The organism is Vibrio sp. 10N.237.312.B06, assembly GCF_041464685.1.
Lineage (GTDB): Bacteria > Pseudomonadota > Gammaproteobacteria > Enterobacterales > Vibrionaceae > Vibrio > Vibrio tasmaniensis_A.
In genome coordinates, this window is sequence record NZ_JBFSPI010000109.1 from 1 (window position 1) to 15,825 (window position 15,825).

Sequence of the window (15,825 nt, forward strand, 5' to 3'; positions counted from 1 at the left end):
CATCTGTAGGATCGTTCAACTGATCAGGAAAATGCTTAAATGATCAGTGTTAGCCTAATAGCGGGTTTTTTGATACGTGTTTATCAATCTTCTAATGCTTAATTATCAGCGAGTTCAGATAGGGCCCTTTCAATTGCGACCGCTCTGCGTTTTTCTTGTTCTTCTCGAATATATTTACCTTGAAAACCATCGGCAATAATCGATTTCACTTCGACTTGAAGCGCTGCTTGGTAAGCCACTTCAAAACGCGCTTTCTGAAGGTAAGGCTGATCTTCTAATCCTTTTCGGCCTGCGTGATCGGCCTGGCAGCAAAGCAGTATATCGTCGAGTCTATCTGGCTTACGCCAAACATCGAATTTGTTGAGAACCTTGAGGAAGGTGGTTGGCTTTAGCTCGCCTGCACGGTGGATATTGGAATGCTGTTCGCACACTAACAGTGCGAGGTCTCTGAATTCATTGGGCACTCTGACTCTTTCACACAGCTTCTTAATGATTTTTAAGCCTGTATGGCAATGCATTTTGTGGCTTGGCCACTCGCTTTCTGGCGTGACGCCTTTACCTAAATCATGTACTTGAGCGGCAAAGCGTACTGGCAATGACTGGCTTAAGAGTGCTGCTTGTTGAGCCACCATCAGAGTGTGAATGCCCGTGTCGATCTCAGGGTGCCATTTTTCAGGTTGAGGCACACCAAATAGAGCGTCAATTTCAGGCAACACAACAGCTAATGCGCCACACTCTTTCAGTATAGAAAGGAACACTTCAGGGTGCGGAGTACTAAGAGATTTATGCCACTCCTGCCAAACTCGTTCGGCAGTGAGGTGTGCCAGTTCACCAGATTGCACTATCTCACTCATCATCACCATGGTTTCTGGTGCAACCGTAAAGTTGAGATGGTGGAGTTTGGCGGCGAAGCGAGCCACACGCAGCACACGAAGAGGATCTTCAACAAAGGCATCCGAGACGTGCCTTAAAATACGATCAGAGAGATCTTTTTGGCCATGATAAGGATCGTAAAGTTGGCCTTTGTCATCTTGAGCGATGGCGTTGATCGTTAGATCTCGACGCATGAGATCTTCTTCCAAACTCACATCCGGTGCAAAGTAACACTCGAAACCGGTATAACCCGAACCGGATTTTTTCTCAGTGCGAGCCAGTGCGTGCTCTTCTTTGGTTTTTGGGTGTAAGAATACTGGGAAATCTTTCCCGACAGCAGTAAAGCCAAGGCTTTCCATCTCTTGAGGGGTACTCCCTACCACGACCCAATCTCTATCATAGCTATCAATGTTGAGCAGCTTATCGCGCACCGCTCCACCGACTAGGTAGCGTTGTAGCCCATTGTCTTTTGGTAGGCTATCGTATATTTGCAACTTATCACCTCGAAATGTTTTATCACTGCTGGACTTTACTGCAAGCAATGGTACTTTCCATTAATCGTAATTATAGGGCAGCACATGTATAAGGAATATTTTGGCTTCGTTGAGATGCCATTTTCGATTGTACCAAATTCTCGCTATTTGTTTTTGAGTCAGCGTCACCAAGAAGCGATGCAGAACCTACAAGCCGGTTTAGGTGAGGGTGGGGGCTTTGCGATGCTTACTGGTGAGGTCGGTACAGGAAAAACAACGGTCGCCAAAGCGATGTTGTCATCACTCGATAATCAGACTCAAGCTGGCCTTATACTCAACCCTACGTTTTCCAATACGGATTTACTAGAAGCTATTTGTGATGAGTTTGAGGTCGACTACCCTGAACAAGCATCGCTCAAACAGCTCAGCCAAGCGATTCATTATTTTTTGTTGGATAGCCATGCAGAAGGTATTCAAACCTTATTGGTGATCGATGAGGCACAACACCTTGCAGCTGACGTATTGGAGCAGCTACGCCTTCTAACCAATCTAGAAACAGACAGTCGTAAGTTGTTAAAAGTGCTGTTGGTTGGTCAGCCGGAATTACAACAGCATCTACAAACAACACAATTGCGCCAGCTAGCGCAGCGCATTACAGGTCGTTATCACTTACTGCCTCTTAATACTGAAGAGACTGGCAAGTACATCGCGTTCCGCTTGGAAACGGCGGGTGGCGAGCAGATGTTGTTTTCGAATCGTTCTATCAAGCTGATTGCCCAATATACTCATGGTATTCCGAGACTTATCAATTTGGTGTGTGATAAGGCTCTACAGTTAGCTTTTCATGATGGTGAGCAAGTGCCCTCCAATGAAACGGTTAACCGCGCTTGCCAGCAGATCATGGCCTTTCAGGCCGATGTGTATCACGTCGAGAAAACTCGTGCTACTCATGTAGTTCCAAAATTAATCCAATACGCGGGGATTGCCACATTAAGTGTCGGCCTTGTAATCGCGACCTTTAACTTCGCCCCAACCTATATTAGTTCATGGATGCCTGCGGATACTTCCAGTGAAGTGAAAACGGAAGTAGCGGCGAATACTCAACGCTCATTTGTGGCTGAAGCACCGATATTGGATGATAAATCTATATCGGTTCAAGATCTCAAGGCTTCGAAGTTTGCACTACCACAAGATGTTCAGAATCACTTAAGGCAAGGGAATAATCAAACGCTTGTAATTAGGGACCTATACACGCTTTGGGGGTATGAATCTTCGCTTCGTGATTGGCTATGTTTGAGTGAACAACAAAGTGTATTTGTATGTGAGCAACATCAAGCCAATTTAGAATATTTGATTGAACTTGGAGTTCCCGTGGTTCTTAATCTGGAATTAGGTCAAGAACCTGTGTTTGCTGTACTTTATGGCGCGTCTGAGGAGTCTGTTGAGCTCCTAGTCAACGAAAAGCTATTGGTGATGCCTAAGCGCACCTTAAAGCAAATTTGGCAAGGTGATTATGTCGCGATTTGGAAACAGCCGCTAAGAGAGACCCTGAAAGAGGGCTATCAAGGTGAGGCGGTTGCTTTACTTGATCTATTGCTTTCAGAAGTCTTGGGTGAAGACGTATCGGGCAGTGATGTATTTGACTATGAATTGAAAATGAAAATCGAAGCGTTTCAAACTTGGCAGGGTATGTCTGTTGATGGCATCGCAGGTAAGCGCACCTTAGCAAGGTTGCAGAGATTAGCTCAACTCGACTCGCCTAAGTTGATCTCATTAGAAGGAGGCGAAAGCTAATGTCACGTATTATGCACGAGCTTAAACAGTCTTCTAATAATAAACCTAGCTTTAAAGGTTACCAAAACCATCACGTGCCTAGTTCTGCTAAAGGGATTAGCAACAAACGAGGTTTATCGTTAACAATGGGACTGGTCCTTGTCTTGGTGCCTTCTTTATTGGTGGGCGGCGTTCTGGTTTATCAGTCGTATAATCAACAGCAGCAAGGCTCGGCTAGCCCCGTTGCCTCCGGAGCTCTGCCTGAATCAAAGCTTCAATCAGACTTTGAGCCTCAAATTGCCGGTTCTGGCATTGCCAGTGTGGATGCAGTGTCAGTGGATGCAGACGATGAAGCATTATTCTCTGTTCGCTCGGCACCGGTAAGCCAGCTTTTGAAAGCACTACCGCGTCAAGAGATACATGCAAAGATGGGCACCGACATCGGTAATATCGCTAGTGACTCAAAAGCGATATTGGCAAATGTAGATACTAGTAATCAAGCAGCAACGAATTTAGAGCCATTATCTATTGAACCGTCAGTTCAACCTGGAACGAATAATGATAATGCCACGCTGCAATCGGACCGTGATTTACTGAAAGGGTTAGACCTCACCGAGTTGCCACCCGATTTAGCGTTGAAGCTTGAATCAATGATGGGAGAGCAGTCGGTTTCACCTGAACCGATGGATTCTAGACCTGTGGGGAATATGGATTCTCAGGTCATCGGTTTAGAAACACATGGCAATAGATTGTCTGGTGTATTACCTAAGTTAGACTTACAAACTCACATGTACTCGAGTAGCGAAACTAAGCGTTGGGTAAAAGTGAATGGACATGAAGTTGCTCAAGGGGAATGGATCGAGCGGGGTATTCAGTTGCTTGAGATTAAACCACAATCGGTAATCATTGAATTCAATCAGCAGAAAATAGAAATCCCAGCTTTGTATGAGTGGAAAGGTTAGTACTATCGATATTACTTACTGTGATTGATGTTAGCGCTGTGACTTGAATGATAAATTCAGACAAATAAAAAGGAGCACCTCGGTGCTCCTTTTTGATATTCGATACTGAACCTACTGTAGCAAATGCGAGGCTTACGCCCAGCCGTTTGGTGACTTTCTACGACGAGGCATGATGTGTGGCAGAACAAGGCCAAGAAGTAGACCAATACCAGCAACACCACCACCGTACATGAAGTACTTCAATAGTAAGTCATCTTTTTGAGTATCTAGCTTAGCGCGTAGTTGACGGTTCTCAGTTTGAGAGCTCGTTAGCTGTTGGCTAATCTCACTGTAGTTCTGCTCTAGTTCAGCAATCTGCTTGTTACGAGAGTCTAGAGAGCTTGCGAGACCTGCTTTTTCGCTATCAGCACTTTGGCGAGCATTTGCCAGCTTGCCTTTTACTTCAGAGAGTTCTTTCTCTAGCTTAGGCATGCGCAGCGCCATACTTTCTTTTGTGCTTACGAACTTACTCTCAACCCAACCTTTACGTCCTCGGCTATCTTGAACCTGAGTGTAACCCGTGCTCTTGTTAGTTTGCAGGTAGGTGATTTTCTCGCCGGCATCAATACTACCTATGATACGGAAAGTATTGTTTGGGCCAGAGTGCATATAAGTAAATAGTTTGTCAGCAATATAACGGTCTTGAGCAAAGGCAGCTGGAGCCGCAAGCATTGCGAACAAAACTAAGCTAATCAGTTTTTTCACAGTAAATCCTTTAACGATTCAAATTGAGTAGGCGTATGAGTCAGCCTCAATGAGCAAATAATATTTAGTTTTTTTATATGGTGCAACAAAGAAGGGAGGCAAAGCCTCCCTTTCTGTGCGTTTGAGTCAATAATGACATGGTATTTACATATCTTTACTGAAGCTCACCGTTTTCTGACGCTAATATTGACTAGCGTCAGGGCTATTACATAGTAAACATAGCCTGAATTGCGTAGAAGAATACAACAGCAAGTAGAGCACCTGCAGGTAACGTCACAATCCAAGAAGCTACGATGTTACGCACAACGCCTAAGTTTAGAGCTGCGATACCACGAGCAAAGCCTACACCTAATACCGCACCAACCAATGTTTGCGTGGTTGAAATCGGAAGGCCAGTACCAGAAGCAAGTACAACCGTACACGCGGTCGCTAGTTGAGCTGCAAAGCCACGGCTAGGAGTTAGTTCTGTAATACCAGTACCAACGGTTGCCATTACTTTATGACCCATTGTTGCAAGACCAACAACGATACCAATACCACCTAGTGGAAGAATCCACCATGCGATAGTGCTCTTGCCTGAGATTTCGCCCATGTGCTCAACCGTTGAAACAACCGCTGATAGTGGACCAATCGCGTTGGCAACATCGTTTGAACCGTGTGCGAATGCCATTGCACAAGCTGTGATAACCATTAGTACGCTGAAGATACCTTCTACGCCAGTAAAACCGTGGTCTTCTTCGCGGTTAGCAAACTTCTTCTGAATGTATAAGTAACCGCCAATCATGACGACAGCAGAAACACCTGCAGCCCATAACCATGCTTCAGTACCGGTTAGATGAAGGCCTACGTGCTTAAGACCTTTCTTGATCGTTACAAGTGCAATGACCATTGTAGTAATGAACATGTATACCGGTACAAAACGCTTCGCATTGAATAGCGGGTTTTCTGTATCGAATATCAGTCGTTGGGCACTGACAAATATGAGATAGGCGAAGATACCGGAAATCAATGGTGTGACAATCCAACTTCCCACAATGCCTTGGACACTGTTCCAATCTACAGCTTCAGTACCCACAGACACACAAGCAAAACCGATGATTGCACCGATGATTGAGTGAGTCGTTGATACTGGCCAGCCCATGTATGAAGCTAGAAGTAGCCATGTACCAGCAGCTAGTAGTGCAGACATCATACCGTACACAAGTACGTCAGGTTGATCTGCAAACAGAGATGTTTCGATAACACCTTTACGGATCGTGTCTGTTACTTCGCCGCCCGCAAGGTAAGCACCTGCGAATTCAAAGATCATTGCGATAATGATCGCTTGTTTAACGGTTAGAGCTTTAGAGCCTACTGAAGTGCCCATTGCGTTCGCAACGTCATTTGCACCAATACCAATAGCCATCAAGAAACCGAAAGCTGCTGCAACAATAATCAGGACAGTGCCGTAGTTAGCAAGGATATCCATCGTAATACCTAGTTGTTTGATAACAAGCGGAACAAATTTAGACGCAAAAAACCGCTCAGCGAGAGAAATACTCAGCGCATAAGTGGTTTGTTCAAAAAATGCTCTTCGTTATATAGTTAACGTATGATTTAAGATCGAGAAAGCATTACTTCAAGACGAGCGCCTACACGCTGTGCTTGATCTGCAATACCACCAACCCATTCAAGAATTTTGTATAAGAACATGATATCAACTGGATTCAGACCATCTTCAATCGCCATTAGTTGTTGGCGTAGTTCGATCTGCATCGCGTCCGTGTCATCTTCAATTACATCTAATTGATGAATCATTTCAGCAACGAGTGTTACTTCACGGCCTTTAAAGCCCGTTTCAAGTAATTCGTCTAGTTCATTGATTACGTTTTGTGCTTGGTTCGCTGCATCTAGACAACGTTTAACGTAAGCGATGAAGTTTTCTTGCATAGGAGCAGGAATGACAAGTTGACGACCATATACACGGCCAGCAATGTCTTTCGCTAGGTTTGCTAGTTTGTCTTGTTGAGTTAATAGCTCCAACATATCGGTGCGATCAACTGGCATAAACAAACCGCGAGGAAGTTTAAGGCGAATTTCACGTTTTAGTACGTCAGCTTCTTTCTCAAGGTGAGAAATTTGAGCTCGAATTTCTGATGCTTTCTCCCAGTCACCTTTTGAAGAAACTTCAAAGAAATTAACTAGGTGAGAACAACATTCGTTCACGCATACTACGTGACGCTGCAAAGGTTTAATTGGGGACTTTGCAAATAACCCCATAATTGTATTTACTGGCATGGTCATCCAACCTAATAAATAATAACCTTAAAACAACATACACCATATTCATGGTGAAATGTTAAGCGATGGCTACAAAGTCGCGCATGTTAACCTAATCAATGTCTCATTAAAACTGTTTTAGATCATCATAAGGGCGATATTTCTGACTTGCTGAGTTTTCAAATTGGCAATATCCTGTCCCTATCTTCACAGAAAGGTATAACTATGGAAACCGAGATAGAACTGAAGTTTTTTGTTTCTCCTGATTTTTCAGAGACTTTACGCAATAAAATTGCTGAAACTAAAGTACTTCAGCACAGTTGTCGTGAGCTAGGTAACATCTACTTTGACACCCCCGATAACTGGTTACGTAAGCACGATACTGGCTTGCGCATTCGACGCTTTGATGACGTATTTGTACAAACCGTAAAGACGGCTGGTCGTGTGGTTGCAGGCCTGCATCAAAGGCCTGAATACAATGCAGAACATGACAGCAATGAACCTAAGCTAGCCCTACATCCAGAGGACATCTGGCCAGCGGGCAAAGACATCGAAACGCTGGAAGCTGAGTTGACTCCTCTATTTTCTACCAACTTCACACGTGAGCAGTGGTTGATTGGTATGCCTGATGGCAGTCAAGTCGAGGTCGCATTCGATCAAGGTTTTGTTGAATCAGGCGAACTGCAAGAACCGATTTGTGAAGTCGAATTGGAACTTAAGTCCGGTCAAACAGATGCTCTGTTTACACTGTCTCGTCAATTCTGTGAACAAGGTGGCATGCGTTTAGGTAATCTAAGCAAAGCCGCTAAGGGTTACCGCCTTGCTCAAGGTTATCAAGGAGATGAAGTCACTCCTTTGACCTTAGTTGATACTGCTAAAAGTGATACTGTTGAATCGTGTTTCATTCAATCTTTAGAGCATGCTCTCGCTCATTGGCATTATCACGAGCAGATCTTCACCGAGCGCCAATCCATTGAAGCGTTACATGAGATCAGTCACTCGCTGAGTTTTATTCGTCAAACCTTCACCATCTATGGTGGCATTGTCCCAAGACGCGCGAGTGCTATTTTACGCCAAGAGCTTAAGTGGCTTGAGCAAGAACTCGACTGGCTAAAAAGCTATGACCACTTCGAAGATTTGCTCGAAGATAAAGGCCACGTACTGCGTAAATTGGATGCGCGTAAGTTTTTGGTCGCTGAACTTAAAGAGATGCAAGAGCAACTTCCCGATCGCGAAGAACTGCTTACCCTGTTGAGCTCTGCTCGTTACACTGGTTTGTTGCTAGATCTGAGTCGCTGGATCTTGTCTCGTGGCTGGCAACCATTCTTAGACGAAAAAGCACGTGAACAAATGGCACGTGGTATCGAATGGTTTTCGGTTAAGCAACTCGAGCGCACATGGGCCGACTTGATGGAAGCTTTCCCGCCAGAGCGAGTGATGACTAGCCAAGCGTATATTGAACAGCAATATCGTTTGATGAGAAACCTATATTCTGGTGTTGGTTTCGCGAGTTTGTATGATGACGATGAACGAAACAGTTTCCGCTTGCCATGGGCCGATATGGTGCAAGGTATTGACGATTTGCTGGCACTTAAAACATTAGAGCCTTTGACTGAGAAGTTAGAAGGCGATGAGAAGGTTCAGCTAGAGCGTTGGTTAGCTCGTCAAGAGGTGTCTATTCTGCATGCGATGGAACAGACACGCCAAATAAGTGTAGAAGTTGAGCCGTATTGGCAAGACTGAGTTTCATAACAACATGAAATTGAAAATAGGGCTTCGGCCCTATTTTTTTGTTTGTTGTTCCAGCTTTTCTAGTCGTTCGAGAATTTTCTGTTGTTGCTCAATGATCTTCTCAAGGTGCTTCTCTTTGTTTTCAGCTCGTTGATTGTCATGGCGAGTTGGAGAGGTGATCAAAGAAGTAATCAACCCTGAAATCATACCAAAAACACCCACACCACAAATGATCACCAGAGAAGCGACTAACTTGCCTGAGCTCGTCACTGGATAATGATCGCCGTACCCCACGGTACTAATCGTTACGAAAGCCCACCATAAAGCATCTTGGCCAGTGGTAATGTTGGCATTGGGATCCTTGTGCTCTAGCAGCAGTATTGTTCCTGCACCTATGGTCAGGAGAATAACCAATAGCAAAATAATTGAGGCGAGTGTCGTTTCTTTTCGATTGCTAAACAGCTCCCTGAAAACACGTTTTCCTGACCGAAGAACGAGAATCACGCGCAAGATCTGAAAAATGCGAGCGAATCGAAGTGGCTCGACCATAGGGATGCTTGCCAAGAAATCGATCCAGTGTACTTTTAGATATTCTTTCTTATTTTGTGATCTGAATAGATCAATAGTGAGCTGAAAAAGAAAAACGCTACAGATTATAAAGTCCAGGCCGATAAGAACTTGTTTCGATTCTTTATCAATCGGTGCAAACAATAAGCCTGAGATCACAAATAACGCTAAGAAAGAGAGAATCAGTGATAATAAGCTCATCGGCTTAGTGGTGTCTTTGATACTATTTAACATTCATACGAGGCTCAAAATAAATCGCGAACTTTGACTGACATAGCCATCTCGCGGATATAGAAGCCATCAATATATAAGAGTTAATGGAGAACTGACAATGACTAAACTGTCATTCAAGCCGTGGGAAAGGATTATCTCGGACATCCGTCTCGTTCCAAAAATGATCATGCTGATGGTTTTCAGCACTATCTTGATTATTTCGAAGCAGCTATGGGACGCAAGTGCGTTTTACGATTCATTACTTGCAGTCACTAACAATGCACAAGTTGCACAGCAGCATTACGAGACTTACCTAGTTCAAGTGGCTTGGCAAACAGCCTTGATGATCATTGTGTTTGTGGTTCTTCTATTGGCGGCAGCGCGCGTTATGCTTCGCCAAACTCAATACCTCAATGACGCCATTAAAACGATGGCCGATAAGAACCTATCAGTGCCAATTCATATGGATTGTAAAGATGAATACGGTGATGTGGCACGAGAACTCGAAAAAACTCGAGTCCAGTTGAGTGACATGATCAAAACTCAGGTGGCCTCTTCTGATGAGTTGTTTGCCCTGACGGAAGTGATGACCATCAGCATGTCCGAAACCAAAGATTCAGCTCAGGAAGAATTTAACGAAATCGACCAACTAGCGACAGCAATGAGCGAGATGACGTCTACTGTGCAAACCGTGGCTGAGCACGCGCAAAGTGCTTCTTCTCTTACTGAGCAAGCATCAGGTCAAGCACTAACAGGTCAGAAGTTCGTTCAAGGTTCTGTTTCTAAGATGAGTGAGCTTTCTTCGGACATCGCAGCCTCTGCAGCAGCGGTAAACCAAGTAGAAGAGCGCGTAGACTCGATTGGCAGTGTGGTTGGTACTATCCAAGGCATTTCAGAGCAAACGAACCTATTGGCTTTGAACGCAGCGATTGAAGCCGCGCGTGCCGGTGAAGCGGGACGTGGTTTTGCGGTTGTTGCCGATGAGGTTCGTAACCTTGCGCAACGTACTCAGCAAGCGACAGTAGAAATTCAAGATATGATCAGCCATCTACAAAGCAGTGCTAACTCGGCTGTAGAGCTGATGGAAAAGAGTGTTGTTGAAGCGGCTGAAGGCGTAGACCTAGTGACTAACGCTGGTTCTGAGCTTGATGGCATCGTAAGTCAGGTAAACCAGATTAATGATATGAACTTCCAGATCGCGACTGCTGCGGGCCAACAAACTAGTGTGGCGGAAGAGATGAGTGTCAATCTGACCAATGTTCGTGAGCTTGTTGAAGCCTCCGTAGTGGTGGTGGGTGAGCTTCTCGAGACTTCTGAGATCATGGAAAGCAACGCACAAGAGCTAGACGGTAAGATTAAGCAGTTTAAGGTTTAATCCCCAGCTTTCGGTCTGAGCTCTAGTTCGTAAGATCTAAAGGTCTATTCCTAGAGGTTTGGCCACGGAGACTTGTTATTAGAGATAAAGGCTTTACTTGATAAGTTCACTGATAAAACGCCCACATTGCTAATGTGGGCGTTTTTTATTGGCAGAACTTTGGTATAACTAATCATTAGTTTTTAGAACTCGTTATTGAAGAACCGAACCGACAAACCAATTGTTCGGTGCGCAGCTTACACAAGGAAGAAACATGCCATTGCCTTCTCTAATCGTCACTCATTCCCAGTCTGCTTTTGAGCAATTATTAGAGCATCAAAGTGACGCCATTAACACTTGGCCTGAGTCACTGATTGCCGAGCTCAAGCGTGTATTAGGCTTGAGCTGTTTTATTGGTGATTGTTTACAGCGTGACTCGATTTTATCCAGCACCTTGCCAGAGATGCTGAGATGTGAAGAGCGCGCGGAAGGGTATCGTAAGCGTTTGGCCGAGTTACTTTCTGGTTGTGCTGATGAAATGAGCGGTCAACGTGTACTGCGTCAATTCCGTAATCGTGAGATGACCTACATTGCTTGGCGTGACTTTATGGGCTCATGGGATCTAGAACAGAGCTTAAATCATTTGTCGATGCTAGCAGAGGCGATGATCTTTGAGACCTATCAATGGCAGTACGATATTTGTTGTAAAGAGTGGGGCACACCTTGTAACGAGCAAGGTGAAGCGCAGCCTATGTTGATCATAGGTATGGGCAAGTTAGGTGGCGGTGAGCTGAATTTCTCTTCCGATATCGATCTAATTTTTACTTACCCTGAGAATGGTGAAACCCAAGGAGCAAGAAGAAGTATCGCCAACGCGCAGTTCTTCACGCGTTTGGGGCAACGTATTATCAAGGCGCTTGATCAGCAAACCTTTGACGGATTCTGTTATCGAGTCGACATGCGCTTGCGTCCATTCGGGGAGAGCGGCCCTTTGGTCATGAGCTATGCTGCTCTTGAAGACTATTACCAAGAACAAGGCCGTGACTGGGAACGCTACGCAATGGTTAAGGCGCGTGTGATGGGCAGCGAAATGTACCCTGAATACCAAGAGCTCCGCCAGATGCTGCGTCCGTTTGTTTTTCGTCGTTATATTGATTTCAGTGCCATTCAATCTTTGCGTCGAATGAAGTCGATGATCAGTAGCGAAGTGCGACGTCGCGGCTTATCAAACAACATTAAGCTTGGCTCTGGTGGTATTCGTGAAGTCGAGTTTATTGCTCAAGTCTTTCAACTGATTCGTGGTGGACGTGAACCGAGCCTTCGTGGTCGAGGTTTGTTGGAGACGTTAAGTGCGATTGAATCTCTTCATTTATTAGAAGCAGAAGAGGTCGGTCACTTACGTGAGGCATACCTGTTTTTACGCCGCCTTGAGAACCTATTACAAGCGATGGCCGACAAGCAAACTCAAACATTACCTGATGGCGATTTCGAACAGTTGCAACTTGCTGTCGCCATGCAGTTTGCAGATTGGGACGGTTTGATTGATGCGACCCGTGCTCATATGGCGAATGTTCACACAGTATTCGAAGACCTAATTGGGGTTGATGAAGATGATGCTAACCCAATCGCGAGTCACTTTAGTGAGTTGTGGGATATGGCTCATAAGCAAGATGTGATTGAGCAGGTTCTAGAGCATGACATCGCGATTGCTAACCCACAGCAAGCGGCGAAAACCATTATCCAATTCAAAGCTGATTTGGCTAAGAAAACCCTTGGCCCTCGTGGACGTGAAGTACTCAATCGATTAATGCCCAAAGTGTTTCAAGCGCTCTATACCGGCAAGGATGCTGAATTTGGTTTGTCTCGAGTGCTGCACCTGCTGCAAAAAATTGTTACGCGCACCACGTATCTTGAGCTATTGGATGAGCACCCCGCTGCCCTCACTCAACTCGTTCGCTTATGTACAGCGAGCCCGATGATTTCGGAGCAGCTTGGTCGTTATCCTATTCTTTTAGATGAACTTATCGACCCTCAACAACTCTATAATCCAGTGCCATTAGAGTCCTACAAAACAGAGTTACGTGATTATCTTGCTCGTATTCCTGAAGATGATATGGAGCAGCAGATGGAAGGTCTGCGTCAGTTTAAGCAGACTTGTATTCTGAGAATTGCTGCCGCGGATATTGCGGGCGCTTTGCCTGTAATGAAGGTCAGTGATCACCTTACCTATTTAGCGGAAGCGATTGTTGAGGCGGGTATTAATCAAGCATGGCTGCAAGTGTCGGCTAAGTTCGGTGAGCCCACTCATGTGAAAGATCGAGAAGGGCGCGGTTTTGCGGTGGTTGGTTATGGCAAAGTTGGTGGCTGGGAGCTGGGTTACAACTCCGATCTTGATATTGTGTTCATGCACGATTGCCCAGTACACATCTATACTGATGGTAAGAAAGAGATTGATGGACGCCAGTTTTATCTGAGGTTGGCACAGCGCATTATTCATATTTTCTCGACCAGAACTGCTTCTGGTATTTTGTACGAGGTCGACACTCGCTTGCGCCCTTCAGGTGTCTCTGGTCTATTAGTGAGTCCAACCGATGCCTTTGATGAGTATCAGCATAATGACGCGTGGACTTGGGAGCACCAAGCTTTGACTCGCGCTCGTATGATTTATGGTGATGACTTATTGGCTTCGGCATTTAACAAGACTCGCCATGAGATTTTGTGTTTGACTCGAGATGAAGCTGTACTTAAAAAATCCGTTGTCGATATGCGTGAAAAAATGCGCGGGCACCTCGGAGGAAAAAAAGCCGATCGATTCATGCTAAAACAAGATGCGGGCGGTATTACTGATATTGAGTTCTTGGCGCAATATTTAGTACTTCGATACAGTAATGAAAAACCTAAGTTGACTCGTTGGTGTGACAATGTACGAATCTTTGAAAGTCTGTTGTCACAAGGGATCATGGACGAACAGCAAGGCATGGCATTAACTAATGCCTATACAACATTAAGAGATGAAATCCATCACCGAAACCTACTCAACCTTGATGCGGACGTGGCGATTGATAAATTTAAAATGGAAAGGGAACATGTTGTTCAGGCATGGAAGCAATGGATGGAAGCGTAACGGAACTATTTCTTAACGGTTACGTCATTATCATTTAGTGATCGCTTATCGACTTCTTAGCTGCTTATTAGCTACTAGAGTATCTATCGAGTTAGGCTTTCACTCATTTTTCTATGGTTTAGCCACTGTAATCAGTGTGCTAGACTCTAGCCAGATTCGATTTTTGGAGATCCACAATGAAACCAATTCTACCTGACTACAGCCAATCAGGCGTTCTTGTTGTCGGTGATGTAATGCTTGACCGTTACTGGTATGGCCCTACTGGCCGTATTTCACCAGAAGCACCTGTGCCCGTTGTTAAAGTAGAAAATAACGAAGAGCGCCCTGGTGGTGCTGCCAACGTAGCAATGAATATTGCCTCTCTTGGTGGTCATGCTCATATCGTTGGTTTAACTGGAAAAGATGAGCCAGCTGAGGTGTTGAAAAATACCTTGGGTGCATTAAAGGTTAAGTGTGATTTTGTTGAGTTGGACGATTACCCGACCATCACAAAATTGCGTGTCATGAGCCGTGGACAGCAATTGATCCGTCTTGATTTTGAAGACAAATTTGAGAACACGGATCCTGAGCTTGTTTTATCTCGCATGGAGCAAGCACTGCCTAATGTACGCTCGGTAATCTTATCTGATTATGCGAAAGGTGCTTTGGAGCATGTGCAGAGCTTTATTCAAAAAGCGCGCGCAGCGAACGTTCCGGTGTTTATCGATCCTAAAGGTGCAGATTTTGAACGCTACCGTGGTGCGACATTACTTACGCCAAACATGGCGGAATTTGAGCTGGTTGCCGGTAAGGTTAAGTCTGAAGATGAAATGATCGAAAAAGGGCTCGCGTTAATCGAAGAGTTTGATTTTGAAGCCTTGTTAGTGACTCGCAGTGAGCATGGCATGACATTGCTCCGCAAAGGCGTAGAACCATTCCACTTACCGACCCAAGCGAAAGAAGTGTATGACGTTACTGGTGCTGGTGATACGGTTATTTCAGTATTAGCAGCTTCAGTTGCTGCAGGTAAGCCACTTGATGAAGCGTGTGCATTAGCAAACGCTGCAGCTGGCGTGGTAGTCGGCAAGCTAGGTACATCGACGTTGTCTACGATTGAGTTAGCGGAAGCGATTCATGGTAGCCAAGATACTGACTACGGTGTGATCTCTGAAGCTGCCCTAGTTGAAGCGGTGAAACGTGCTCGTGCGAAAGGCGAGAAAGTCGTTATGACTAATGGCTGCTTTGATATTCTGCATGCGGGACATGTCTCTTACATGAACCATGCTGCTGAGTTGGGTGATCGTTTGATCGTTGCTGTGAATACGGATGAATCAGTGAAACGCTTAAAAGGTCCAGGTCGTCCTGTGAACCCAACTGATCGTCGTATGGCGGTACTGGCTGGTTTAGGTGCGGTTGATTGGGTTGTTCCGTTTTCTGAAGATACACCGCAACGTTTGATCTCTGAAGTTCTTCCAAGCATTCTTGTGAAAGGTGGTGATTACAAACCTGAAGAGATTGCTGGTGGTGCGGAAGTGATTGCGGCTGGCGGTGAAGTTAAAGTACTTAACTTTGAAGATGGTTGCTCTACGACTGAAATCATTAAAGCGATTAAAGGTGGTCGAGGCTAACTCTTAGTCTTCTAGCTTTCTCGTCTCAAGGCTTAACCTTTGGGTTAAGCTGAGAATTAGCTTTCAATAGATAATAAAAATGCCGCTCATTGAGCTAACACTGATCATTTAAGCATTTTCCTGATCAGTTGAACGATCCTACAGA

Annotated in this window: 11 protein-coding genes; 6 read left to right on the forward strand and 5 right to left on the reverse strand. The window is 44.9% G+C overall.

Annotated features, from left to right (window positions below):
* Positions 1-98 precede the first annotated feature (98 nt).
* On the reverse strand, positions 99-1,415 hold the full coding sequence (locus tag AB6C75_RS20905) for a multifunctional CCA addition/repair protein (protein WP_372109051.1): 1,317 nt from the start codon (positions 1,413-1,415) through the stop codon (positions 99-101).
* Between the two features lie 36 nt (positions 1,416-1,451).
* Between AB6C75_RS20905 and AB6C75_RS20910 the strand changes: the two genes are divergently transcribed.
* Positions 1,452-3,140, forward strand: coding sequence for an AAA family ATPase (locus AB6C75_RS20910; RefSeq protein WP_372109053.1), 1,689 nt, complete (start codon positions 1,452-1,454; stop codon positions 3,138-3,140).
* Positions 3,140-4,081 (forward strand): general secretion pathway protein GspB, encoded by a 942-nt coding sequence (locus AB6C75_RS20915; protein WP_122046565.1) that lies wholly within the window; start codon positions 3,140-3,142, stop codon positions 4,079-4,081. Before AB6C75_RS20910 ends, AB6C75_RS20915 begins: the two co-directional genes overlap by 1 nt.
* Before the next feature lie 132 nt (positions 4,082-4,213).
* On the opposite strand, the gene AB6C75_RS20920 is transcribed toward AB6C75_RS20915, so the two are convergent.
* The 3 genes from AB6C75_RS20920 to AB6C75_RS20930 form a co-directional block, all read right to left on the reverse strand.
* Complete coding sequence (locus AB6C75_RS20920; protein ID WP_017098289.1) at positions 4,214-4,825, reverse strand: TIGR04211 family SH3 domain-containing protein; 612 nt, start codon at positions 4,823-4,825, stop codon at positions 4,214-4,216.
* Between the two features lie 205 nt (positions 4,826-5,030).
* Positions 5,031-6,293: an inorganic phosphate transporter gene (locus AB6C75_RS20925; protein ID WP_012603189.1), complete on the reverse strand. Its 1,263-nt coding sequence runs from the start codon at positions 6,291-6,293 to the stop codon at positions 5,031-5,033.
* Positions 6,294-6,421: 128 nt separating this feature from the next.
* Positions 6,422-7,102 (reverse strand): TIGR00153 family protein, encoded by a 681-nt coding sequence (locus AB6C75_RS20930; RefSeq protein WP_029223984.1) that lies wholly within the window; start codon positions 7,100-7,102, stop codon positions 6,422-6,424.
* 207 nt (positions 7,103-7,309) lie between these two features.
* Between AB6C75_RS20930 and AB6C75_RS20935 the strand changes: the two genes are divergently transcribed.
* Positions 7,310-8,827 (forward strand): CYTH domain-containing protein, encoded by a 1,518-nt coding sequence (locus tag AB6C75_RS20935; protein WP_372109055.1) that lies wholly within the window; start codon positions 7,310-7,312, stop codon positions 8,825-8,827.
* A gap of 39 nt (positions 8,828-8,866) precedes the next feature.
* On the opposite strand, the gene AB6C75_RS20940 is transcribed toward AB6C75_RS20935, so the two are convergent.
* Positions 8,867-9,616: a potassium channel family protein gene (locus tag AB6C75_RS20940; protein ID WP_017100419.1), complete on the reverse strand. Its 750-nt coding sequence runs from the start codon at positions 9,614-9,616 to the stop codon at positions 8,867-8,869.
* A 97-nt stretch (positions 9,617-9,713) separates the two neighbouring features.
* On the opposite strand from AB6C75_RS20940, the gene AB6C75_RS20945 reads away from it, so the two are divergent.
* From AB6C75_RS20945 to hldE, 3 genes are all read left to right on the forward strand, one after another.
* Positions 9,714-10,970, forward strand: coding sequence for a methyl-accepting chemotaxis protein (locus tag AB6C75_RS20945; protein WP_009848975.1), 1,257 nt, complete (start codon positions 9,714-9,716; stop codon positions 10,968-10,970).
* Between the two features lie 253 nt (positions 10,971-11,223).
* Positions 11,224-14,073 (forward strand): bifunctional [glutamate--ammonia ligase]-adenylyl-L-tyrosine phosphorylase/[glutamate--ammonia-ligase] adenylyltransferase, encoded by a 2,850-nt coding sequence (glnE, locus tag AB6C75_RS20950; protein WP_372109058.1) that lies wholly within the window; start codon positions 11,224-11,226, stop codon positions 14,071-14,073.
* Between the two features lie 176 nt (positions 14,074-14,249).
* A complete protein-coding gene (hldE, locus tag AB6C75_RS20955; protein ID WP_009848977.1) occupies positions 14,250-15,680 on the forward strand; it encodes a bifunctional D-glycero-beta-D-manno-heptose-7-phosphate kinase/D-glycero-beta-D-manno-heptose 1-phosphate adenylyltransferase HldE in 1,431 nt (476 codons plus the stop codon).
* The last annotated feature ends 145 nt before the right edge of the window (positions 15,681-15,825 follow it).

Coding starts and splice junctions, on each gene's coding strand:
- AB6C75_RS20910 (WP_372109053.1), top strand. CDS start 1,452: ATGTATAAGGAATATTTTGGCTTCGTTGAGATGCCATTTTCGATTGTA.
- AB6C75_RS20915 (WP_122046565.1), top strand. CDS start 3,140: ATGTCACGTATTATGCACGAGCTTAAACAGTCTTCTAATAATAAACCT.
- AB6C75_RS20925 (WP_012603189.1), bottom strand. CDS start 6,293: ATGGATATCCTTGCTAACTACGGCACTGTCCTGATTATTGTTGCAGCA.
- AB6C75_RS20930 (WP_029223984.1), bottom strand. CDS start 7,102: ATGCCAGTAAATACAATTATGGGGTTATTTGCAAAGTCCCCAATTAAA.
- AB6C75_RS20935 (WP_372109055.1), top strand. CDS start 7,310: ATGGAAACCGAGATAGAACTGAAGTTTTTTGTTTCTCCTGATTTTTCA.
- AB6C75_RS20940 (WP_017100419.1), bottom strand. CDS start 9,616: ATGTTAAATAGTATCAAAGACACCACTAAGCCGATGAGCTTATTATCA.
- AB6C75_RS20945 (WP_009848975.1), top strand. CDS start 9,714: ATGACTAAACTGTCATTCAAGCCGTGGGAAAGGATTATCTCGGACATC.
- glnE (WP_372109058.1), top strand. CDS start 11,224: ATGCCATTGCCTTCTCTAATCGTCACTCATTCCCAGTCTGCTTTTGAG.
- hldE (WP_009848977.1), top strand. CDS start 14,250: ATGAAACCAATTCTACCTGACTACAGCCAATCAGGCGTTCTTGTTGTC.